We start from the raw sequence: 22194 nt of genomic DNA, 5'->3' as shown, positions 1-22194 counted from the left end.
CCACGGGAGCGGCCGCCTCAAACCCGACGGCGGCCGGGTGGTTCGATCATCACCGGGAAGCGGCTCCTCCCCCGACGTGGTCAGGAGACGTTGTCCGGTGACCGGTCGTGCTCGGCGTGCTGGGCGACCAGTGCCACGACGTCGGTCAGGGCGTGGTCGCGGCGGAAGACCCGCCGCTGCCGGCTCGCACCGTTGCCGTTGGCGATCAACTCGTCCACGAGGGTCTGCACGGCCCGCAGCTCGCCCGTGGTGGTCAGCGCGGGTTCGACGTGGCGCAGCAGGCGGCGCAGCAGGTCGACGGCCGGAACGGGCCGGGTGGTCTCCAGGTCGACGCCCATGCCGTCCAGTCCATCACGTGCGGCGCGCCAGTAGGCCATGCGCAGCGCGTCATCGCTGACCCGAGGCGCCTCGACACCGTCCTGGATGGACTGCAACGAGACCATCACCAACCCCCGCACCAGAGCGGCGAACAGCACGGCTTCATCCACAGTGGACTGCACGTCGCTCACCCGCACCTCCACGGTGGGCAGGTGCGAAGAGGGGCGGATGTCCCAGTAGACCATCTTCTCGTCGAGCACGCTGCCGGAGCCGACGGCCATGTCCACGGCGGACTCGTAGTGCGCGAGCGACTCGAAGTACGGCGGGGCGCCGGCGCACGGCCAGCGGCCGACGATCACCGACCGCCAACTGGCGTAGTCGGTGTCGACGCCGTGGTGGATCGGCGAGTTCGCGGTGAGCGCCAGCAGCACGGGGAGCCACGGCCGGACGTGGTTGCAGACCTGGACCGCGGTCTCCCGGTCGGGCACCGCGACGTGGACGTGGCACCCGCACACGACGTTCTCGGGCGCGAGCTGCCCGTACGCGTTGTTGATCCGGTGGTACCGGGGGTCGTCGGTGATCGGCGGTCCCGGCGCGTCATCGGCCAGGGCGGTGCCCACGGCGAGCAGGTTGCCGCCACACCGCGACGCCGCCTCGGCGGCGGTGGAGCGCAGGAACGTCAGCTGCTCCCGCACCTCCGCCATGGTCCGGCACACCGGCGTGTTGATCTCCACCTGCGCCCTGGTCAGCTCCAGCTCCAGCGCACCGCCCAGATCGCCGGCCACCTCGACGACGTGGGCGCTGATCGGGAGCAGGTGCCCGGTGGACAGGTCCGCCAGCAGGAACTCCTCCTCCACGCCGACTGTCGGCACACCGGGCGCACCGGGATCCGCAGACCACAGCACAGGGGAAAACGACGCCATCGTCTGCCTCGCTCACACGTTTGATAGTCGCCGGTCGGGACCGCGGACTACCCGCCGTCACCTATTGCAAAACCGATGGTCCATCCGGACCACAGACGGAGGGCGAGTCGACGCGATCCGCCAGATTTCCGGCACCGTCCGGTACCCCGTGACGCTGTCGGGCGCGGCGGTCGGGTCGGTGGCCGGGGACTCGCGGTCAGCCGTGACCGGAGCCGGATGACCGCGCTCAGGCAGTCGTCGCCGTCAGCCGCGAAGCCGGGGTGGGACAGCCCGCGGGCGCGGCCGGCAGCCGTTGACGGGCAAGGGATCCCGGGTGGTCCACTGTGGAGTGATCATGCGCGGATCGGTGCCGTGGCGGGATGTGATGCCACCCACTCGCGGTCACGGCGGCGCGACGGGGGCGTGAATCACCGGTAAAGTTGCAGGTCGGCGTTTTCTTGGAGGACTTCACAGTGCGACTTCGCCCCATCGGTGCCCGTCGGTGACCATCGCCCCCGACACCGCCTTCCCCACGCTGACCGACCCGCCGGCGTTGTTCCGCGCCGGCGCCGCCGCGCCTGAGCGCACCCTCGTCGCGATCCTGGCCGACACCGCGCGCCGGCACCCGCACTCCCCCGCGCTGGACGACGGCACGACGTCGTTGACCTACCGGGAGCTCCTGGACGAGGTGGACGCGCGGAGCCGGGAGCTGGCGGCGACCGGGATCGGGCCCGGCGACCGGGTCGGCATCAGGGTGCCGTCCGGGACCGTGGACCTGTACGTGGCGGTGCTGGCGGTGCTCACGGCCGGCGCCGCGTACGTGCCCGTCGACGCCGACGACCCGGACGAGCGGGCCGAGCTGGTGTTCGGCGAAGCCGACGTGTGCGCGGTCGTCACGGGCGACCTGGAGCTGCGCGGCACGCCCCTGGGACTGGTCGGTGCTCCCGGGCCGGACGACGACGCGTGGATCATCTTCACGTCCGGTTCCACGGGCAAGCCGAAGGGCGTCGCGGTCTCGCACCGGGCCGCCGCCGCGTTCGTGGACGCCGAGGCCCGCCTGTTCCTCCCGGACGACCCGATCGGCCCGGACGACCGCGTGCTCGCGGGCCTGTCCGTGGCCTTCGACGCCTCGTGCGAGGAGATGTGGCTGGCCTGGCGCCACGGCGCCTGCCTGGTCCCGGCGCCGCGGGCCCTGGTCCGCACGGGGTTCGACCTGGGGCCGTGGCTGGTCGAGCGCGAGGTCACGGTCGTGTCCACGGTGCCCACGCTGGCCGCGTTGTGGCCGGTGGACGCCTTGGACGACGTCCGCCTGCTCATCTTCGGCGGCGAGGCGTGCCCGCCGGAGCTGGCCGAGCGGCTCGCCGTCGACGGTCGCGAGGTGTGGAACACCTACGGCCCGACCGAGGCGACCGTCGTGGCCTGCGCGGCGCGGCTGACCGGTGTCGGCCCGGTGCGCATCGGGCTGCCCCTGGACGGCTGGGAGCTGGCCGTGGTGGACGCGGCCGGCACGCCCGTGCCGATGGGCGGCTCCGGCGAGCTGGTCATCGGCGGCGTCGGCCTGGCCCGCTACCTCGACCCGGCCAAGGACGCCGAGAAGTTCGCGCCGCTGCCCGCCCTGGGCTGGGACCGCGCCTACCGCAGCGGCGACCTCGTCCGCGCCGAGCCGGAGGGCCTGCTGTTCCTCGGCCGCGCCGACGAGCAGGTCAAGCTGGGCGGTCGGCGGATCGAGCTCGGCGAGGTCGACGCGGCGCTGCAGGCGCTGCCGTCGGTCGCGGGCGCCGCCGCGGCCGTGCGCACCACCAAGGCGGGCAACCAGGTGCTGGTCGGGTACGTGGTCGCGGGCGAGGACTTCGACCAGGCCGACGCGACGGCCCGGCTGCGGACCGCGTTGCCCGCGGCGCTCGTGCCGCTGCTGGCCGCCGTCGACACCCTGCCCACCCGCACGTCCGGCAAGGTGGACCGGGCCGCGTTGCCGTGGCCGCTGCCGGGGCTGGACGTCGCGGCGCCGGCCGGGACCCTCACGGGCACCGAGCGGTGGCTGGCCGAGCGGTGGTCGGAGCTGCTGGGTTCCCGGGTCGCCGGCCCCGACGCGGACTTCTTCGCCCACGGCGGCGGCAGCCTCGCCGCCGCCCAGCTGGTCTCCACGATCCGGACCCGCTACCCCAGCGGTTCGGTCAACGACGTCTACCAGCACCCCACGCTGCGCGCGTTGGCCGCGCGGCTGGACGAGCTGGGCGGCCACCAGGGCGTCACGCGCGAGGTCGCGCCGACGCCGCGGCGGACCGGCCTGCTCCAGTCGCTGCTGCTGGTGCCGCTGATGAGCCTGGTGGGCGTGCGGTGGTCGGTGGGGTTGGCGGCGGTCGGCAACGTCGTCGGCTTCACCACGCCCGTGTCGTGGTGGTGGATCGCCGCGGGGTGGCTGGCGTTCGTGAGTCCGCCCGGCAAGGTCCTGATCGCGGCGGGCGGCGCGCGGCTGCTGCTGCGCGGCCTGCGTCCCGGCACCTACCCCCGCGGCGGCGGCGTGCACCTGCGGGTGTGGACCGCCGAACGGCTCGCCGAGTTCAGCGGCGCGACGGACCTGGCCGGGTCCTGGCTCACGCACTACGCCCGCGCGCTGGGCGTGCGGGTCGGCCCGGACGTGGACCTGCACTCCGCGCCGCCGGTGACCGGTCTGCTCAAGCTCGGCAAGGGCTGCGCGATCGAGCCCGAGGTGGACCTGTCCGGGCACTGGGTCGACGGCGACCGGCTGCACGTCGGCCGGTTGCGGGTCGGCGCGGGCGCCGTGGTCGGCGCCCGCAGCACCCTGTTCCCCGGCGCCCGGGTCGGCAAGCGGGCGGAGGTCGCGCCCGGTTCGGGGGTGACCGGCTCGGTGCCGACGGGGCAGCGCTGGGCCGGCGTCCCGGCGCAGCGGCACGGCAGGGCGGCCCGTCCGGGACCGCGTCCGCCCCGGTCGGCGTGGTGGAAGCTGGTCTACGCGGTGACGACGTCCGCGCTGGGCCTGCTGCCGGTGGCGGCGGCGGTGCTCCCGGTGCTGCTGATCACGCGCGGGCCGGTGACGCCGGGTTCGGCGATGCTCGCGGTGCCGTTGGCGACGGTCGCGTGGCTGGGCTCCTACGCGCTGGTGGTGCTGGTGTCCGTCCGGCTGCTCGGGATCGGGTTGCGGGCGGGCACGTACCCGGTGCACAGCCGGATCGCCTGGCAGGCGTGGACCACGGAACGGCTGATGAACACCGCGCGGGTCGTGCTGTTCCCGCTGTACGCGAGCCTGCTCACGCCGGTGTGGCTGCGCGCGCTCGGGATGAAGGTCGGCCGGCGGGTCGAGGCGTCGACCGTGCTCGCGCTGCCGAGGATGACCACGATCGGCGACGGCGCGTTCCTCGCCGACGACACCATGGTCGCCACCTACGAGCTGGGCGGCGGTTGGTTGCGCATCGCCGCCGCGCGGGTCGGCAAGCGCGCGTTCCTGGGCAACTCGGGCATGACCGCGCCGGGCCGTTCGGTGCCGAACCGCGGCCTGGTGGGTGTGCTGTCCTCGACGCCGAAGCACGCCAAGGCGGGCAGCTCGTACCTGGGCATGCCGCCGATGAAGCTGCCGCGCGCGGCGGAGCGGGGTGACCAGAGCCGGACGTTCGACCCGCCGCGACGCCTGGTCGTGGCGCGTGCGCTGGTCGAGCTGTGCCGGGTCGTGCCGGTGATGTGCCACGTGGCGCTGGTCGTCGGCGTGCTGTTCGCGATCCGCGAGCTGGGACCGCTGCTCGCCGGGCCGGTGCTGCTCGCGGCGGGTGTGCTGGCGTGCGCGGTGTCGGCGGCGGCGAAGTGGCTGCTGGTGGGCCGGTTCCGGGCGCGGGAGCACCCGTTGTGGAGCGGGTTCGTGTGGCGCAACGAGCTGGCGGACACGTTCGTCGAGGTGCTGGCGGTGCCGTGGCTGGTCGGCCGGGCCGGCGGGTCGCCGGTGATGGCGGTGTGGCTGCGGTCGCTCGGCGCGCGGATCGGGCGCGGCACGTGGGTCGAGTCGTACTGGTTCCCGGAGTCGGACCTGGTCAGGCTGGGTGACGGCGCGACGGTGAACCGGGGGTGCGTGGTGCAGACCCACCTGTTCCACGACCGGATCCTCCGCATGGACCGGGTGGAGCTGGCGGAGGGGGCGACCCTCGGCCCGCACGGGATCGTGCTGCCGGGCGCGACGGTCGGCGCGCACGCGGCGGTGGGCCCGGCGTCGTTGGTGATGCGCGGCGAGCACGTGCCCGAGGGCACGCGCTGGCTGGGCAACCCGATCTCCTCCTGGCGATGACCGGCCCCTACCTGGCCGACCACGGTGACGGCGGCTACCGGGTCGCGCACTACGACCTGGAGCTGGACTACAAACCGCACACCGGGCGGCTGGCCGGTCGCGCGACGCTGTCGGCCGTCGCGACCGGCCCGTGCGCGCGGGTGGTGCTGGACTTCGGCACGCTGACCGTCAGCCGGGTGCTGGTGGACGGCCGGCCGGCCCGGCACGTGCACGGCGGCGGCAAGCTGCGCGTGCGGCCCTCGCGCCCGGTGGACGGGCCGTTCACCGTCGAGGTGCGCTACTCGGGCGTGGCCCGCCCGGTCCGCTCCCGGCACTGGGGCGAGCTCGGCTGGGACCAGCTCACCGACGGCGCGCTGGTGGCGAGCCAGCCCATCGGCGCGCCGTCCTGGTTCCCGTGCAACGACCTGGTGCGGGACAAGGCGACCTACCGGGTCTCCGTCACCGCGCCGTCGCCGTACGCGGTGCTGGCGAACGGGGTGCCGGTCGAGCGGCGCACGGGTGGCAGCAGCACGACGTGGGTCTACGAGCAGGCCGAGCCGATGGCGACCTACCTGGCGTCGGTGCAGATCGGCCTGTACGAGCGGCTGCCGCTGGCCGTGGGCCAGGACGTGGCCGTGCCCGCACGGCTGCTGCGCGCCGCGAAGCACGACTTCGCCCGCCAGCCGCGGATGATGGCCGTGTTCGAGGAGCTGTTCGGCCCCTACCCGTTCCGGACGTACCAGGTCGTGGTGACCGACGACGAGCTGGAGGTGCCGGTCGAGGCGCAGGGCATGTCGGTGTTCGGCGCCAACCACGTGGACGGGCGGCGCGGGCACGAGCGGCTGGTCGCGCACGAGCTGGCGCACCAGTGGTTCGGCAACAGCGTGGGCCTGGCCGACTGGCGCGACATCTGGCTCAACGAGGGTTTCGCCTGCTACGCGGAGTGGCTGTGGTCCGAGCGGTCCGGCGGCCCCGCCGCCCAGGCGCACGCCGCCCGCGCGCACGCCCGCCTGGCCCGGCTGCCGCAGGACCTCCGGATCGGCGACCCCGGTGTGGCGAACCTGTTCGACGACCGGGTCTACCAGCGGGGCGCGCTGACCGTGCACGGCCTGCGGACCCGCCTCGGCGACGCGGCGTTCTTCGGCGTCCTGCGCGAGTGGACCGCGACCCACCGGCACGGCGCCGCGACGACGAGCGACTTCGTGGCCCTCGCCCAACGCCACACCCCCGAACCGCTGACCGCGCACTTCCGCTCCTGGCTCGCCGAGCCGCGGTTGCCGCCGATGTGACGCGGGCCGGAAGAGCCTCCGCCGTGATTCGATCACGGCGGAATCGGGTAGATGTCCGTTATGCCCGATCGAGTAGCGGTGTTCGCGCCGTCGCCGGAGTTGACGGTGACGGTGGAGGAGTTGGACGGCACGCCCGACATCCACATCCACGCCGGAGGGCAGGGTGTGTGGATCTCGCGCATGATCGAGTCCCTGGGGGCCGAGGTGGTGCTGTGCTCGGCGTTGGGCGGTGAGACCGGTCAGGTGCTGCGGAACCTGATCGGGGTCGAGCTGAAGGTCCGCGAGGTCGCCGCCCGCAACGGCGGTTACGTGCACGACCGGCGGGATGGCGGGCGCGACCAGCTGGTGCGGATGCCCGCCGACGCGCTGTCCCGCCACGAGCTGGACGACCTGTACGAGATGATGCTCATCGAAGCGCTGGACGCGGGTGTCGCCGTGCTGAGCGGACCCGCCGCGAAGGACACCCCGGTGCCCGACTCGGTCTACGAGCGGCTCGCCAAGGACCTCGGCGGCAACGGCTGCCGCGTCGTCGTGGACCTGTCCGGCGACCGGCTGGCCGCCGCGCTCGCGGGCGGTCCGACGGTGGTCAAGGTCAGCCACGAGGAGCTGGTGTCCGACGGGCTCGCGAAGTCCGACGCGCTGCCCGACCTGGTCGAGGGCTGCCGGCGGATCGCCGAGACCGGCGCGAGCGCGGTCGTGGTGTCCCGGGCCGCCGAGGAGACGCTGGCGTGGCTCGACGGCGCGCTCTACCTCGTGGAGACGCCCGACCTCAGCCCGGTGGACACGCGCGGCGGCGGCGACTCGATGACCGCCGGGCTGGCCGCGGGTCTCGCGCTCGGCCATTCCGTGGAAGAGTCGTTGAAGCTGGGCGCGGCGGCGGGCACGGTGAACGTGACCAGGCACGGGCTCGGCACCGGCAGCGGCGACGTGGTGCGCGGCCTGGTCGACCGGGTGCGGCTGCGCCCGTGGGAGGACGCATGAGGGTGCTCATCACCAACGACGACGGGATCGACTCGCCGGGGCTCGCCGCCCTGGCGCGTGGCGCGGTGGCGCACGGCTGGACGACCGTGGTCGCCGCGCCCGCCCGCGAGTCCAGCGGCACGAGCGCGGGCCTGACCGCCGCCGAGGACGACCGGCGGGTCCAGGTCGAGCGGCGGGAGCTGCCGGGACTGCCGGACGTGCCCGCTTACGCGGTCGCCGCGCACCCCGCGTTCATCGCGCTGGTCGCGTCCCAGGGCGCGTTCGGCGACCCGCCGGACGTGGTGCTGTCCGGTGTGAACCGGGGGGCGAACGTCGGCCGCGCGGTGCTGCACTCCGGCACCGTCGGCGCGGCCCTGACCGCCGCCGTCAACGGCGCGCGCGCCATGGCGGTGTCCCTCGACGTGGGGCTGGAGCTGGCCGAGCCGCACCACTGGGACACCGCCGTCGCGGTGGCTTCTACGCTGTTCGACCGGCTCGCGGCCCTGCCGGTGGGGGCGGTGCTCAACCTGAACGTGCCCGACCGGGCCGAGGTGGGCGCGCCGGTCCGGGCCGCGCTCGCCGAGTTCGGCGCCGTGCGCACCCGGATCAAGGACAGCGACGACGGCACGATCGCGCTGGCCGCCATCCTGGTCGAGGACGAGCTGGAGCCCGGCACCGACGCGGCGCTGCTGGCCGGGGGACGACCGACGGTCACCCCGCTGCGCTCGGTCGGCGAGGACCCGGATGTCGAGGTGTCGCTCTAGTCGTCCTCCGCGCGCTCCGCGGCGGACTGCTCGGACTGCTCGCCATCGGACCGGCCCAGCGCGTCCTCCGCGCCGTTGACCAGGTCCGGACCGCCCCACTGACGGCCTTCGGTCTGGCCCAGTCTGTGCTTGCCCATGGTGTGACCTCCCTCGATCCCCGGACAAGTACCCGCTGACCGGGCGGTTAACACCCCCGAAAAGCCTATGGCCTACCCCGGGTGAGGTAGGCCACGGCTGCGGAGCGTGATCAGTGAAGGGTCGTCACCCGGCGTAGTGCACGTCGGGCCACGGCGGGGTGGCCATGCCGTTCCCGATGTGGAAGCTCGGGTGCGGCGGCTGGTTGTAGGCCGTGTTCTGCCACGCGATCGCGACGCGGTACATGGTGTCGTGCATCAGCGTGGGGATGCGCCGGTCCGTCTGGTTGGGCGTGGAGTAGATCCGCAGCGCGGAGTTGTCCGAGGTGCGCCAGACGACCTCCTCGCGCCAGTCGCCGAACAGGTCGGCGCTCAGCGCGGGCGTGGCCTTGGTGCCGTTGTTCGAGGCCACACCGGAACCGGTGAGCAGGCGCGTGTCGCCGCCGGTGCCGTACTTGTCGATCCTGGTCTGGTCGAGCAGCTCGCGGGTCGGGTCGCCGTCCCACCAGACCAGGAAGTTCATCGACGACGGCTTGCGGCCGACGTTCTGGCCCGCGGGGTTGCGCAGGCTGCCGTCCTGGGCCGACCAGGACTCCGCGCCGGGGCTGCCCGCGTAGATGTCGTCCGCCACGCCGCGGCCGTTGTCGCCGCCGCTCGCGGTGGTCCACAGCCGCGCGCCGGTGCGGGCGTCGGCGAACCAGGAGCCGGGCTTGGAGCTGTCCTCGGAGACCTTGAAGTACTCCAGGCCCTGGCGGGACGGGTCGAAGTCGCCCAGGTGGGCGGCGTCTCCGTGCCCGAGCCCGGTGGTCCACAGGCCCCGGCCGTTGTCGTCGATCGTGGCCGCGCCGTAGACGATCTCGTCCCGGCCGTCGGCGTCCACGTCCCCGACGGTCAGCGAGTGGTTGCCCTGACCCGCGTACCCGGAGTTGCCCGAGGAGTTCGAGTCGAAGGTCCAGCGCTTGGTCAGCGCGCCGTTGCGGAAGTCCCAGGCCGCGATGACCGCGCGCGTGTAGTAGCCGCGGGCCATGATCAGCGACGGACGCGCGCCGTCCAGGTAGGCCGTGCCCGCCAGGAACCGGTCGACGCGGTTGCCGTAGTTGTCGCCCCAGGAGGAGACGGTGCCGCGCGGCGGGTCGTAGTTCACGGTCGACATCGCCGCGCCGGTCTGACCGTTGAACATGGTCAGGAACTCCGGCCCGGTCAGCACGTAGCCGCTGGAGTTGCGGTAGTCGGCGCTCGCGCTGCCGATCACCGTGCCGCGGCCGTCACGCGTGCCGTCGGCGGTCTTCATGGCGACCTCGGCCTTGCCGTCGCCGTCGTAGTCGTAGACCTGGAACTGGGTGTAGTGCGCGCCGGCGCGGATGTTGCGGCCCAGGTCGATGCGCCACAGGCGGGTGCCCTGGAGCGTGTAGGCGTCGATGAAGACGTTCCCGGTCACGCCCGACTGCGAGTTGTCCTTCGCGTTGTCCGGGTCCCACTTCAGCACGAACTCGTAGTCGCCGTCGCCGTCCAGGTCGCCGACGCTCGCGTCGTTCGCCACGTAGCCGGAGCCCGGCGACTGGATCGGCACGTCCCGGTAGCCGGAGCCGAACCCGAGCGACGCCGGGGAAGCCGCCTGCTCGGACCCGTCGACCACGGCGCGCACGGTGTAGGAGGCGTCCGCCGCCGCACCGCCGTCCAGGTAGTTCGTCGAGGCCGTGATGGGCGAGGCGTTGACCTTGGTCCCGCCCCGGTACACGTTGAACGCCACGTTCTGCGGGTCGCCGCCCAGCAGGCGCCAGCTCACCAGGTTGCCGGACCCGGAGCGGACGCTGATCACGCCGCGGTCCAGCCGCTCGACCTGCTTGCGGCCGGTCGGGTCGGACGGCCCCGGCCCCGGAGTCGTGGTGGTCGTCGTCGTGGTGGTGGTCGTGGTCGTCGTGGTGCTCGTGGTGGTCGACGTGCCGGTGGTCGTCGTGGGGTCGACACCGCCCGTGCAGGTGGTGCCGTTGAGCGTGAACGTCGTCGGCACGCCGACCACGTCACCAGTCGTCGAGCCGTTGAAGCCGAACGACGCCGTGCCGCCGGTCGGGATCGACCGGTTCCAGTCCACGTTGGACGCCGTCACGCTCGCGCCGGAGGCCGCGAACGTCGCGTTCCACCCCTGGCCGAAGCGCTCCGAGCCGGGGAAGGACCAGGCCAACGCCCACCCGTCGACCGGGTCGCCCAGGTTCTTGATCGTGACGTTCGCGGAGAACCCGCCCTGCCACTTGTTCTGCACCACGTAGTCGACCCCGCAGCCGGGGGCCGCCGAAGCCACACCGGCGACCAGCAGGCCTCCGGTCAGTGCGCTGATCGCCGTGGCGGCGGCGATCGCCCGCACTCTGAACGAGTTGGTGAGCACCGTTGCTCCTTCGTCGCTGATTCTGGGAGCGCTCCCAGACGTAATCCGGGTAACGCCCTCGCCCGGCACATGACAGCACTGCCACCAGGCCCCCGTCAAGTGATGAAACGATTCACGCCAACTCGTCCCAATTGGTCCGAACGGGCCGGCTCACCTGGTCAGAGGCGTTCTGAAAAGGTTCAACCACCCTCGTCCACCGGAGAGACACCACTCCCCCGTGACCGGCACGCCCCGCCCGGCTCAGTCGAGGTGGAAGACCTCCGTCAGCGGCCTCATGGCCTCGTCGGGCTGCCTGCCGTCCAGCGCGGTGAAGAACTCGGCCATCTCGGCCTGCCACCGGTCGTTCACCTCGCGGTCGCGCATGCCCCGCTGGGCGGCGTCCCAGTCCGGGGTCTCCAGGTAGCCGACCAGCAACCCGTCGTCGGCCAGGAAGAGGCTGTAGTTGCCCCACCCGGTCTCCCGCAGCGCCTCCCGCATCTCCGGCCACACCTCGCGGTGCCGCTCCCGGTACTCCTCCAGCCGTTCCGGGCGCACCCGGAGCAGGAAGCAGATACGTCGCACGTCGACCTCCGAGACTGGAACCTTCACAACGACGTCTGTCGGCACGGCGTGCCCCCTCACGACGTGTCCCTCACGGCGGGCGCACGCCGTCGTAGAACGCCACCCGCACGACGATCTCCCGTTCCTGCCCGGGCCCGAGCACCACCGGCGCGTCCCAGGCGAGCGCCGAGCCGATGCCCTGGTACTGGCCGACCCGCACGAACCACGGGTCGGTCGGACCGGACACCACGGCCGTCCACGGGCGCACGGGATCGCCGACCACGACCGCCAGCCACGGCGCGGCCCGGCCGTTGACCTCCGCCTCGCCGGCGCCGTGGGGGCTGTAGACCCGCACGGACAGCGGGTCGAGGTCGGGCAGCCGCCAGAACCAGCCGCCGTAGCCCGCGCCCTCCCTGCCCTTGCTGCCCGGGCTGTGCAGCACCACGTCGCCCACCGCGGTGAGCACGCTGGTCCACTCCAGCTCCCAGCCGTCGGCGACCACCCGGCGGCGGACGCGGCGGCGTTCCCGCAGCAGGACCGCGCCCGCGGGGTCGCACCACGCCAGCTCGCCGGGTCCGGTCTCCTCGACCCGGCCCAGCTCGCCCGGCACGTAGCCCTGCCCGGGCACGTAGTTGCGCCCGCCCCACAGGTTGACCCCGTTCACGTCGGGCAGCGCGAGGCCGATGCCCCGGTGCCACGGGTGGTCGTCCGGGTGCTCGCCGGTGACCACGACCCCGCCGAGCGTGCGCACCGGGTGCAGCGCCGGCCGCGGCACGACCAGCGGCAGCCGGGCGCCGTCCCAGCCGTACCGGGCCACCCGGCCCAGCGGCGACCACGGCACCTCCAGCTCGGCGAACGTGCGCAGGTGCTCGGCGGCCTTGGCCACCACGTGGTTCACGCCGTCGACGTCCACCCGCTTGCCGTTGCGGCGCAGCCAGGCGGGGTCGATCGGCACGGGGTCCGGCGCGGTGCGGACGGCCTCCAGCACGCGGGTGAACGCACCGGTCGCGGCCAGCGGCGCCTGCAGCGGCACGGCCGGGTCCTCCAGGTGGTCCAGCAGGTTCCGCAGCGGCGAGTCGTGGCGGTGCCGCTCCTCGATGCCGTCGATCACCAGCCGGTGCTCGGTGTAGTGCAGCTCGGCGCGCTTGTGGCTGCCGTGCACGACGATCACCGGTTCCCGGACCACCTCCGCGCACAGCGTCACCGCGACCACGACGACCGTGCCGTTGCGGGTGCGCAGCCGCAGGCAGGAGGTGTCGTCGGCCTCGATGTCCCGGGAGCGCAGCAGCTCCAGCTCGATGTCGTGCACGTCGTCCACGCCCGTGCTGCCGTCCAGGGCCAACGCGGTCGCGACGCCGTGCGCGAACGGGTTGGTCAGCGCGCCGTCCACCACCGGCAGGCCGTCGAGCGTGCGCCGGCCCGCCCACGGCGCACGGGTGAAGTAGGTGTCGTCACGCGACCACGTGCCGCGCACGCCGATGCCCCGGATCCCGCCCAACGCGCCGGAGCGCATCAGCAGGGCCAGCCGGCGCACCGCGTGCGAGCCGAGGCTCTGGAAGCCGACCTGGACCGGCCTGCCCGCGGCCCGGCCCACCAGGTCGTGCCAGTCGGCGAGGGTCGGCGTGGGTGGTTTCTCCAGCAGCAGGTGCGCGCCCGCGTCCAGCACCTGACGCGCCAACGGCACGTGCGTGTGCATGGGGGTGGAGACGATGCCGATGTCCGCGTCGCGCAGCAGCTTCGACAGGTCGGCGTCCACCGGCCGGTCGCCGACGAGCCGGCGCGCCTCGCCGTCGAGCGGGTTCACCTCGCACACGCCGGTCAGCCGCACCCGGCCCTCGGCCTCCAACGCGGCGATCTCCCGCAGGTACAGCCGCCCGTAGCCGGCCGCGCCGGCGAGCACCACCCGCGGAACCGCGCGCGGCGTCACCGGCGCCCCACCGCGGCCGCCGGGTGCGCGTGGCCCGCCCGGTCGCGCGACGGCTCGGCGGCCGGGGCCGCCCCGATCACCGGGCCCAGCCGGAGTGCGTGGCGCCCGCGAGCCGGCCGGCCGCGACGGTCGGCGACACCTGCCCGACCAGCGGGCCGCCCACGCCGCGGCGAGACACTCGTCCCATCACTCTCACCCTTCGGTTGAATCGGTTCAACCACGCTAGGTGACCCTTACTACGGCGTCAAGCAAGTCTTTCCTGCACCGCAAAGAGGACTTCGCCGGAGGCGCATCTCGTGTGGATTCAGCCTTGCCTTTCGTGTTGAAACGGTTCATTGTGTGGCGTCATCACGTACCTCGCGCACCGTCGCGCCCATTGGAGGACGCAGATGACCCGCGTCAGACCCCTGCCCGCCGCGCTGGCGGCCCTAGCGCTCGTCCTGAGCACGTCGCCCGTCTCCTCCCCGGCCTCGGCCACCCCCGACGGACCGCGGCTCGAACGCCTCGACCGCGGCCTGGTCGCCGCGCGCACCGAGGGCGGGGTGTTCCTGAGCTGGCGGCTGCTGCGCCACGAGGTCACCGGCCACACCGGCACGGGCCTGGCCGGCCCGGCGTTCGCGGTCTACCGCGACGGCCGCCGCATCGCCACGGTCACCGACAGCACCAACTACCTCGACACCGAAGGCGGTTCGCAGTACCGCGTCGCGCCGGTGGTGCGCGGCCGGCAGGGCGAGGCGAGCAAGCCCGTGACACCGTGGGCGGGCGGGTCCTACGACCTGCCGCTGCGCAAACCCGCCGACGGCGTGACGCCGGCCGGCGAGGCGTACACCTACTCGGCCAACGACGTCAGCGTCGGCGACGTGGACGGCGACGGCAGCTACGAGTACGTCGTGAAGTGGGACCCGTCGAACAGCAAGGACGTCTCGCAGATCGGCTACACCGGGCCGACCTACGTCGACACCTACCGGTTCGACGGCACGTTGCTGCACCGCGTGGACCTGGGCGTGAACATCCGGTCCGGCGCGCACTACACGCAGTTCCTGGTCTACGACTTCGACGGCGACGGCCGCTCGGAGATGATGATGAAGACCGCGCCGGGCACCAAGGTGACGACGTACGACCGGCGCGGGAACGCGGTGTCGGAGCGGTACGTCACGATGCCGCGCGAGGACGTGCGCGCGGGCTACTCCCACAGCGACGACTACCGGCTCAGCGCCGCGGGCTACTACGAGCACGTCGTGGAGGTGTTCCGGGGCTGGCACGAGCACCCCGAGGTGGTGGCGGGGCGGTGGCCCGCCACGCTGGAGCAGGCGTTCGGCATCCCCGTGCGGCACACCTACCCGTTGTCCGAGGCGGACGCGCGGGCGTTGGCCGACCACTTCATGGACGTCTACGCGCCGAGTCGCAGCGCCCGCAACAACCTGCGCGCCTTCGCCGGGTTCATCGTCGACGGGCCGGAGTACCTGACCGTGTTCGACGGCAGGTCCGGCCGTGAGCTGGAGACCGCGCGGTACGAGCCGGGCCGGCACGACGACGGGCTCATGTGGGGCGACTACGCGCTGGGCCGGATCGAGCCCGGCAACCGGGTGGACCGCTTCCTGGCCGGTGTCGCGTACCTGGACGGCAAGCGGCCGTCGGCGGTCTTCGCCCGCGGCTACTACACGCGCACGGCGCTGGCCGCGTACCGGTGGAACGGCCGCAAGCTGGTCAAGGACTGGTTCGTCGACAGCGGCTGGGTGCCGATGAGCAACCCGTTCAACTACCCGGTGCACGGGCAGGACGGCACGTCGCCGACGCACGGCGGCCTGACCACGCAGGGCGCGCACTCGCTGAGCGCGGCGGACGTGGACGGCGACGGCAAGCAGGAGATCGTGTACGGGGCGTCGACCGTCGACCACGACGGCAAGGTGCTCTACAACTCGTCGGCCGCGCTGCCGCCGGGCAGCGCGAACCCCGGCGCGGTGGCGCGGCTCGGGCACGGCGACGCGCTGCACGTGACCGACGTCGACCCGGCCCGACCGGGGCTGGAGATCTACATGGTGCACGAGGGCGCGACTTCGGCGCCCTACGGTTACGCGCTGCGCGACGCGGCCACCGGTGCGGTGATCTACGGCGGGTACACCGGGCGGGACACCGGGCGCGGCATGGTCGGCGACGTGCTGCCGGACGAGCCGGGCCTGGAGACGTGGGCGTCGCTGCCGGGCGGCACCGACGCGGCGGGTCTGTGGTCGGCGGACGGGCGGCCGCTGTCCACGGCCATCCCGGGCACGAACGCGAGCATCCGGTGGGCGGCCGACCTGACCACCCAGATCGTCGACGGCGCGCAGGACGTGACGCCGACGATCAAGGACTGGCGGCGCGGGACCGTGCTGACGGCTGACGGGACGCGGACCAACAACGGGACCAAGGGCAACCCGGCACTGGTCGCGGACGTGCTGGGCGACTGGCGGGAGGAGCTGGTGGTGCGCACGGCGGACAGCACGGCGTTGCGGGTGCACCTGAGCACCGAGGTCACCGGCCACAAGCTGTACACGCTGATGCAGGACCCGCAGTACCGGGTGGACGTGGCCCGGCAGCAGACCGCCTACAACCAGCCCGCGTACCCCGGCTTCTACCTGGCCTCGGACGTCGACTGGGCGAAGGTGCCGCGCTGAGCCCGCCGGGGAGGCGCACTATTGCGCCTCCCCGGCGTCGTGGTGGTGGTATCAAAGTCGTGACCGGGGTGTGGGCACAGAGAGGGCCGTGACATGTCGGTGGCGCTCGTGCTCGTCCACGGCCTGTTCTCGTCGGCCGCGGTGTGGTCGCACTTCGACCGGCTCGTGGGCGGGGACCCCGACCTCGCCGACGTCGACGTGCTGCACTTCGAGTACGCCTCGCCCAAGGTCGAGCTGAACTCGGCGCGGCGCATCCCCAGCGTGGACGACAGCGCGCGGATGCTCGACACCTACCTGCAACTGCGCACCGAGCGGCACTCCTCGATCGTGCTCGCCACCCACAGCCAGGGCGGACTGGTCGTGCAGCGGTACCTCGCCCGGAAGCTGCGCGAGGGCAAGGGCCTGGACCTGGCGCGCATCGGGCACGTCGTGCTGTTCGCCTGTCCGAGCAACGGCTCGGAGTTCCTCGGCGCGCTGCGGGCCTTCGCCCGCCCGGTCCTCGGCAACGTCCAGGAGAAGGAGCTCCGGCCCCTGGTCAAGCCGGTCACCGAGGCGTTGACGGATGTCCTGAACCGGGTCGTCAACGCCAAGGGCGAAGGCCCTTCGGAATACCCGGTCCCCGTCCACGCCTACGCGGGCGAGCAGGACAAGGTCGTGCTCCCCCAGTCGGCGCTGAGCCACTTCCCCCACGGCGGGATGCTGCCCGGCGACCACTTCACGATCGTGCGGCCGGAGGACCGGGACGCGATGGCGTACCTGGCGCTCAAGCGGCACCTGCTGCCGTTGGTCGCGCGGAAGGCGCCGGCGGCGGTCGACCTCCGGGCCGCCCTGGGTGTCGGGAAGGGCGGGATCCCGCGGTCCGCGGTGGTCGACTCGGTGCGCGGCGCCCTCGACGCCGGCGAGCGACTGGTGGTCCTGTTCGGTCTGCCGAGGTCGGGCAGGACGACCGCGCTGTGCGACGCCGTGGCCGACGCGACGGCGTGGCGGTCGGTGTTCGCGCACCGCGCCCGCGACCTGGACGCGGTCGGGGCGCGGCTGTTCGCCGAAGCGGTGCGCGCAGCGGCGGCTCCGCGGCTGGTGGTGCTCGACGACGTGGTGCCGGGGATGGAGGCCGCGGACCTCGCCCGGGCGCTGTCGCTCGAGCCGGACACCGTCGTGGTGGCGACTTCCGCCACCCGGCCCGACCTGGACCTGCCCGCGTGGTCGATCGCCGTGGACCCGTTGAGCCCCGAGGAGATCCGGGCGCTGGTCGAGGAGGACGCGAGGGTCCGCGCCAGGCCGGACGACGTGGACCGGGTGCTCGGCCTGCTCCCGCCGCCCGTGTCCTCGTTGCCGGGCGCGCTGCGGGCGTTCCTGGCCGAGGGCCGCCGGACGCCGCTGGAGTTGCTGCTCGACCCGCCCTGGCCGGAGTCGGTGGCCCGCGAGCTGCGACCGGTAGCCGACCTGGTGGCCGGTCTCGACCGCGGTGACCGCGAGGTCCTGGCCACCTTCGCCGCGTTCGCCGGCGTCCCGCTGTCGGTGCTGATCGGCGCGGGCCTGGTCGATCGCGCCGCGGTGGCACCCGGCCTGCGCAGGCTGATCGACGCCGCGCTGGTGTCGCAGGTGGACGACGCGATCGTGGTGCCCGCGGTCGTGGTGTCGGTGCTGGTCGCCGACGAGCGCCGGGCCGCGGCGGCCGGCGTGGCGGCGGCCGTGCGCACCGCGGCGGGTCCCGCCGGCAGCGCCGTGGGCCCGGATCTGGCGGCGGCGTTGCCGGTCGTGGCCCGCACCGCGCTCGCCGCCGGCGCGTTCGGCGAACTCGCGCCCGTCCTGCGGGGCGGACTGGCGGACCGGCTCAACCGGCAGGGGTACTGGCCGGAGTACCTGGCGGTCACCGGGGTGCTGATCGACGGCTTGGACGCGGAAGACGACCGCGTGGGCGCGGTCGCACTGCGGTGCCGGCTCGCGCGCAAGGTCGCCCAGCAGGGCGACTCCAGGATGGCGTGGTCGTTGCTGCACGAAGCGGAGCAGCACGTCGGCGACCTCGACTCGGCGGAGGTCCGGGCCACCCTGCACTCCCACCGGGCCTTCCTCGCGAACCTGGACGGCGACTTCGGCTTCGCCCTCAGCGAAGCCGGCGCGGGCCTGGAGCTGCAGCGAGGGCTGGAGGACGAGCGAGGGGTGTTCGTGGCGCACAAGCTGCTGGGCAACATCCACTTGCGGCGCGGCGACCACGCGCAGGCCGCGGCGCACTTCGGGGCCGCGCTCGGCTGCGGCATCCCGGCCGACGCCCCTGAGCGGGTGGAGGCTGAGATCAGCCTGGCGTGGTGCGAGGTGGAGCTGGGGCGGACGCGGGAGGCGACCGTCCGGCTCGACGACGTCATCCGCCGGATGTGGTCGGGCGCGCACACCGAGCTGCCGCGCGCGTTGCACCTGCGCGCGCTGCTGGCAGAAGACGCGGGTTTTCCGGCGCAGGCCCTGGACCTCGCCCGCCGCGCCGAGGCCGAGCGGGCCCGCGAACCCGCGGTGCGAGAGGCGGTGGCACGAATGGTGTGGCGGATGGAGCGCTTCGGCGCGGGAGGCGCCCCGGCGGGCACGCCGGGGCCGGAGGTGGGATGAAGCGCGGTGATCGCGAGCGGGTGCTCGCCGTACTGCGGGCGTCTTCCGTGCCCGACCGGTACTTCGACTTCTTCCGGACGTGCGCGCCGGAGACGCTGTCGGAGGAGACCTTGCTCTCCCTCGGGCGCTACCTCCAGCACACCCGGCAGCGCGACGTGCGCGTCCGGACCGTGTCGATCCCCTCCGAGTCGGAGGTGGGCCGCGCGCTCGTGGCGGGCTGGGAGCGGGACGGGGGCACCACGTCGGGGTTGACCCGGTTCATCGCCGTCGTGGAGCACACGTTCCACGCGGTCAACCGGGGGCCCGGCCCGACGAACGAGGAGCTCGAGCGGTTCTGGGTCGCGGGCGGGCACGACCTGAACGAGCTCAAGACCCTGCTGCCGAAGGTGGACCGGGTGGTCACCGACTACCTGCCGACGTGACCGACCCGGCACGGCTGGCCGACCTGCTGCGGCACGCGCGCGACCACGTGCCGCACTACCGGCGGCTCCTCGCGGACGTGGAGATCACCGACACCGGCGCGCTCGACGTGCTGCGCGGGTTGCCCACGCTCACCCGGGCGGAGGTGCGCGCGGCGGGGGCCAGGCTGTGGGCCGCGGAGGGCGACACCTCGACGTGGCGGCTCAGCCGCACCAGCGGCACCACGGGGCTGCCGTTGGAGGTCCTGGTGGACCAAGCGGCGCAGGACGCCGAGCGCGCCGCGCTGCACCGGCGGATCACGGCGCTCCTGCCCGGTGATCTCGGCCCGGACCTGGCGGTGTTCCACCTGACGTTGCACGCCGGCGCCGCGACGCGGTCGCTCGCGTTCCCGGGTCAGGCTCCGGCGCGCCTGGTCAAGTGGAACCTGACACGTGCGTGGCGGCTGCCCGACGACCGCTTCCTGGACTGCCTGCGCGAGGTGGACGGCCAGGTGGTGACCGGGATGCCGTGGGTGCTCTCCGCCCTCGCCGACCGCATCGGCGGTTCCGGCCGGGTGCGGGCCGCCCTGGTGGTGATGTCGGGCGAGACGGTCCACGCCGAGGTGTCGGCGCGGGTGGGCGAGGTGTTCGGCTGCCCGGTGACCGCCATGTACGTCAGTGCCGAGGTGGGCATCGCCGGAGCGCAGTGCGAAGCGGCCCACGTCTACCACGTCTCCGAGGACGTGGTGCTCGAGCTGCTGGACGAGACGGCCACGCCCGCGGACGAGGGCGAGGTCGTGCTGACCTCGCTGACCAACCGGGCGATGCCGCTGCTGCGCTACGCGGTCGGTGACCGGGGCGCCTGGGTGGGCGGTTCCTGCTCGTGCGGACTGGCGGGACGGCGTTTCCGGCTGGACGGATCAAGGGTGACGCGCGTCGCGGCGCGGGCGGGAGCGGACCGGCGGGCCACCACGCTCGACCTGGCCAAGCTGTTCACCCAGCTGGACCTGCCGGGCGTGGACGTCGTGCAGGACGACGCCGGGACCGTGGTCGTGCGGCACGACGCCGCCACGCCGGTCCCACCGCGCACCGCCGCGGTGATCGCCGCCGCGGTGCGCGGAATGCTCGGGCCCGCGACCCGCGTGACCGTCCGGCCGCGGGACCCGACGAGCCCCGTGACCGCCCGGCCCCAGGACGAGGCGCGCGCCGCGGATCGCGACCTCCGGCTCGGGCAAGGTCCCCCGTCGCTCGAACCGGTCGAGGTGGCCGAGTGGGCGCGCTCCTGGCTCGTGGGCGAGCCCGGGGTGCGCGCCGCGGCCCTGACCGGTTCGTTCCTGTCCCCGGACACCTTCACCCGGCACAGTGACGTCGACCTGACCGTCGTGGTCGACCAGGACGGTCCGGGGTGGCCGCGCCTGGCCCGGGAGATGCACCGGCACCTGACCGGGCTGCGGGTCAACGTCGACACCGCGGCCGCCGTCGCGGACTCGCCGCTGCTCCGGGCCCGCCTGCTGTCCGAGTGCCACCCCGTGCTGGGCGACCTGGGCGAGGCGGGCGTGACGTGGCCGTCGGTCCCGGCGCTGCGGGCGGTGGCCGGGCCGTGGTTGCAGGAGGCGCGGGCGGTGCTGTGGACGCAGCTCACCGCCGCCGAAGGGGTCCGCGACCCGGTCCGGGCGTCCTGGTTGTCGTCGCGGCACGTGCTCAACGCGTTGCGCTACCACTGCCTGGTCCGCGGTGTCCGGACCACCGTCGCGGAGGACGTCCTGGCCGTCGCCGAGGAGGACGGGGTGCCGGGGTTGCGGGAGGTGCGGGAAGTCATGGAGGTCGCGGCCGAGCACCGGCCGCCGCTGCCGGTGGAGTGGGACGGCGGCGAAGGCGCGCTGGCGGTCGGCCTGCGCGTCATCGGGTGGGTCCGGGCGAACCTGCCGCGTTAGGGTCGTCGGGTGATCACGATCGCCGTAGCCCAGCCGCGTTGCACCCCTTATGACGTGGCTGCCAACGTGGCGGCGCACGTCGAGGCGGTGCGCGCGGCCGGGGCACGGGTGGTGGTGTTCCCGGAGCTGTCGCTGACCGGGTACCACTTCGACGCGCCGGTGGTGCCGTTCGAGCTGGTGCGGCCGTTGGTGCGGGCGTGCGCCGAGACGGGGACCGTGGCGTTCGCGGGTGCGCCGGTCGGCGGGGCGTTCGGCGGTCCGGGTGAGTCCGGTGGTGGTTGGGGCGGCGGTCTTGTCGGTGGACCGAACATCGGGGTGCTGGAGGTGTCCGGCGCCGGTGTGCGGGTGGCGTACCGGAAGATGTGGCTCGGCGGGCGGGAGGCGGTGCGCTTCCGGCCCGGTGACGCGCCGGCGGTCGTCGAGGTCGACGGGGTGCGGCTCGGGTTGGCGGTGTGCAAGGACACCGGCGTTCCTCGGCACGTGGCGGACACGGTGGCGTTGGGCGTGGACGTGTACGCGGCCGGGGTGTTGGAGCACGCGTGGGACGCGGGTGTGGTGGAGGAACGAGCGCGGCGGATCGCGCTCGGGCACGGTGTGTGGGTGGCGATCGCGAGTTTCGCGGGCCCGACGGGCGAGGGGTACGAGTCGACGGCGGGCCGGTCGGCGGTGTGGGACCCGTCCGGTGGGATGATCACCTCCGCCGGCACCGGGGTGGGCGCCGTGGGGCGGGCGGTGATCCCGAACCGCGCCACGGACGGAGGGGCGTGACCGACGCCGACCTGCCCGGTTCGTTCCACGACGCCGAGAACACGTCGCAGCGGGGCCACGACAGGCGCTGACGTGGAGCCGGATCCGCCTGATCAGCGCCGTGCGGTCGCCGAGTCGATCAAGACGCCGGCCTGGCGGTACGCGGTGGCCGGTGCGCCGTTCCCGGCCGACGTGGCCCGACCGGCGGTTTGTTCCGCGACCGGGCGGGCCGGGTCGACGGTGGGTCACAGGTGTGAAACCGAGCTCGCGTCATCTTGTCCACAGTGGAATGAATGCACGATCTTCTACGTCACCCGACCGATGTCTCCGCATCAATGCGGCCTCATCGTGGTGTCCATCGCACCGACGCCCGCAC

Annotated in this window: 14 protein-coding genes and 1 pseudogene; 10 read left to right on the top strand and 5 right to left on the bottom strand. The window is 73.7% G+C overall.

The annotated features are described in order from the left end of the window. Positions 1-80: 80 nt before the first annotated feature. A complete protein-coding gene (locus tag EDD40_RS02350) occupies positions 81-1190 on the bottom strand; it encodes a carboxylate-amine ligase (RefSeq protein ID WP_246037351.1) in 1110 nt (369 codons plus the stop codon). A 532-nt stretch (positions 1191-1722) separates the two neighbouring features. Between EDD40_RS02350 and EDD40_RS02345 the strand changes: the two genes are divergently transcribed. From EDD40_RS02345 to surE, 4 genes are read left to right on the top strand one after another with little or no spacing between them, the layout of a single operon-like run. After that, positions 1723-5511: a Pls/PosA family non-ribosomal peptide synthetase gene (locus EDD40_RS02345; RefSeq protein ID WP_123741432.1), complete on the top strand. Its 3789-nt coding sequence runs from the start codon at positions 1723-1725 to the stop codon at positions 5509-5511. Further along, positions 5508-6779: a M1 family metallopeptidase gene (locus tag EDD40_RS02340; RefSeq protein ID WP_123741431.1), complete on the top strand. Its 1272-nt coding sequence runs from the start codon at positions 5508-5510 to the stop codon at positions 6777-6779. The genes EDD40_RS02345 and EDD40_RS02340 overlap by 4 nt, the downstream gene beginning before the upstream one ends. A gap of 60 nt (positions 6780-6839) precedes the next feature. Next, positions 6840-7760 carry a PfkB family carbohydrate kinase gene (locus tag EDD40_RS02335; protein WP_123741430.1) on the top strand — a complete coding sequence of 307 codons (921 nt, stop codon included), beginning with the start codon at positions 6840-6842 and terminating at the stop codon, positions 7758-7760. Continuing rightward, on the top strand, positions 7757-8503 hold the full coding sequence (gene surE / locus EDD40_RS02330) for a 5'/3'-nucleotidase SurE (protein WP_123741429.1): 747 nt from the start codon (positions 7757-7759) through the stop codon (positions 8501-8503). Before EDD40_RS02335 ends, surE begins: the two co-directional genes overlap by 4 nt. On the opposite strand, the gene EDD40_RS41345 is transcribed toward surE, so the two are convergent. From EDD40_RS41345 to EDD40_RS02315, 4 genes are all read right to left on the bottom strand, one after another. Continuing rightward, complete coding sequence (locus tag EDD40_RS41345) at positions 8500-8640, bottom strand: hypothetical protein (RefSeq protein ID WP_170184920.1); 141 nt, start codon at positions 8638-8640, stop codon at positions 8500-8502. The two genes, surE and EDD40_RS41345, sit on opposite strands and share 4 nt — an antisense overlap. A gap of 124 nt (positions 8641-8764) precedes the next feature. Beyond that, positions 8765-11020 (bottom strand): rhamnogalacturonan lyase family protein, encoded by a 2256-nt coding sequence (locus EDD40_RS02325; protein WP_123741428.1) that lies wholly within the window; start codon positions 11018-11020, stop codon positions 8765-8767. Between the two features lie 240 nt (positions 11021-11260). Further along, a complete protein-coding gene (locus EDD40_RS02320; RefSeq protein ID WP_123747687.1) occupies positions 11261-11581 on the bottom strand; it encodes an L-rhamnose mutarotase in 321 nt (106 codons plus the stop codon). A 70-nt stretch (positions 11582-11651) separates the two neighbouring features. Beyond that, on the bottom strand, positions 11652-13487 hold the full coding sequence (locus EDD40_RS02315) for a DUF6807 family protein (RefSeq protein ID WP_123741427.1): 1836 nt from the start codon (positions 13485-13487) through the stop codon (positions 11652-11654). 389 nt (positions 13488-13876) lie between these two features. Here EDD40_RS02315 and EDD40_RS02310 point away from each other — a divergent pair, with 389 nt between their 5' ends. The 6 genes and pseudogenes from EDD40_RS02310 to EDD40_RS44735 all read left to right on the top strand — a co-directional run. After that, positions 13877-16141, top strand: coding sequence for a rhamnogalacturonan lyase (locus EDD40_RS02310; RefSeq protein WP_123741426.1), 2265 nt, complete (start codon positions 13877-13879; stop codon positions 16139-16141). Positions 16142-16234: 93 nt separating this feature from the next. After that, positions 16235-18739, top strand: a complete 2505-nt coding sequence (locus tag EDD40_RS02305; protein WP_123741425.1) for a lipase family protein — start codon at positions 16235-16237, stop codon at positions 18737-18739. After that, positions 18736-19161 carry a hypothetical protein gene (locus tag EDD40_RS02300; protein ID WP_123741424.1) on the top strand — a complete coding sequence of 142 codons (426 nt, stop codon included), beginning with the start codon at positions 18736-18738 and terminating at the stop codon, positions 19159-19161. Before EDD40_RS02305 ends, EDD40_RS02300 begins: the two co-directional genes overlap by 4 nt. Beyond that, a complete protein-coding gene (locus EDD40_RS02295) occupies positions 19158-21071 on the top strand; it encodes a phenylacetate--CoA ligase family protein (protein ID WP_123741423.1) in 1914 nt (637 codons plus the stop codon). Before EDD40_RS02300 ends, EDD40_RS02295 begins: the two co-directional genes overlap by 4 nt. Positions 21072-21080: 9 nt before the next feature. After that, a complete protein-coding gene (locus tag EDD40_RS02290; protein ID WP_281277737.1) occupies positions 21081-21839 on the top strand; it encodes a carbon-nitrogen hydrolase family protein in 759 nt (252 codons plus the stop codon). A gap of 72 nt (positions 21840-21911) precedes the next feature. Beyond that, positions 21912-22001 (top strand): annotated as a pseudogene (locus EDD40_RS44735) (hypothetical protein); the annotation flags it as partial. Positions 22002-22194 lie beyond the last annotated feature (193 nt).

The organism is Saccharothrix texasensis, from assembly GCF_003752005.1.
GTDB lineage: Bacteria > Actinomycetota > Actinomycetes > Mycobacteriales > Pseudonocardiaceae > Actinosynnema > Actinosynnema texasense.
This window is presented reverse-complemented; position numbering and strand designations above follow the sequence as displayed.

Excerpts from the sequence above, each read along its gene's own strand:
- EDD40_RS02340 (WP_123741431.1), top strand. The coding sequence starts at position 5,508 with ATGACCGGCCCCTACCTGGCCGACCACGGTGACGGCGGCTACCGGGTC.
- EDD40_RS02335 (WP_123741430.1), top strand. The coding sequence starts at position 6,840 with ATGCCCGATCGAGTAGCGGTGTTCGCGCCGTCGCCGGAGTTGACGGTG.
- surE (WP_123741429.1), top strand. The coding sequence starts at position 7,757 with ATGAGGGTGCTCATCACCAACGACGACGGGATCGACTCGCCGGGGCTC.
- EDD40_RS41345 (WP_170184920.1), bottom strand. The coding sequence starts at position 8,640 with ATGGGCAAGCACAGACTGGGCCAGACCGAAGGCCGTCAGTGGGGCGGT.
- EDD40_RS02310 (WP_123741426.1), top strand. The coding sequence starts at position 13,877 with ATGACCCGCGTCAGACCCCTGCCCGCCGCGCTGGCGGCCCTAGCGCTC.
- EDD40_RS02305 (WP_123741425.1), top strand. The coding sequence starts at position 16,235 with ATGTCGGTGGCGCTCGTGCTCGTCCACGGCCTGTTCTCGTCGGCCGCG.
- EDD40_RS02300 (WP_123741424.1), top strand. The coding sequence starts at position 18,736 with ATGAAGCGCGGTGATCGCGAGCGGGTGCTCGCCGTACTGCGGGCGTCT.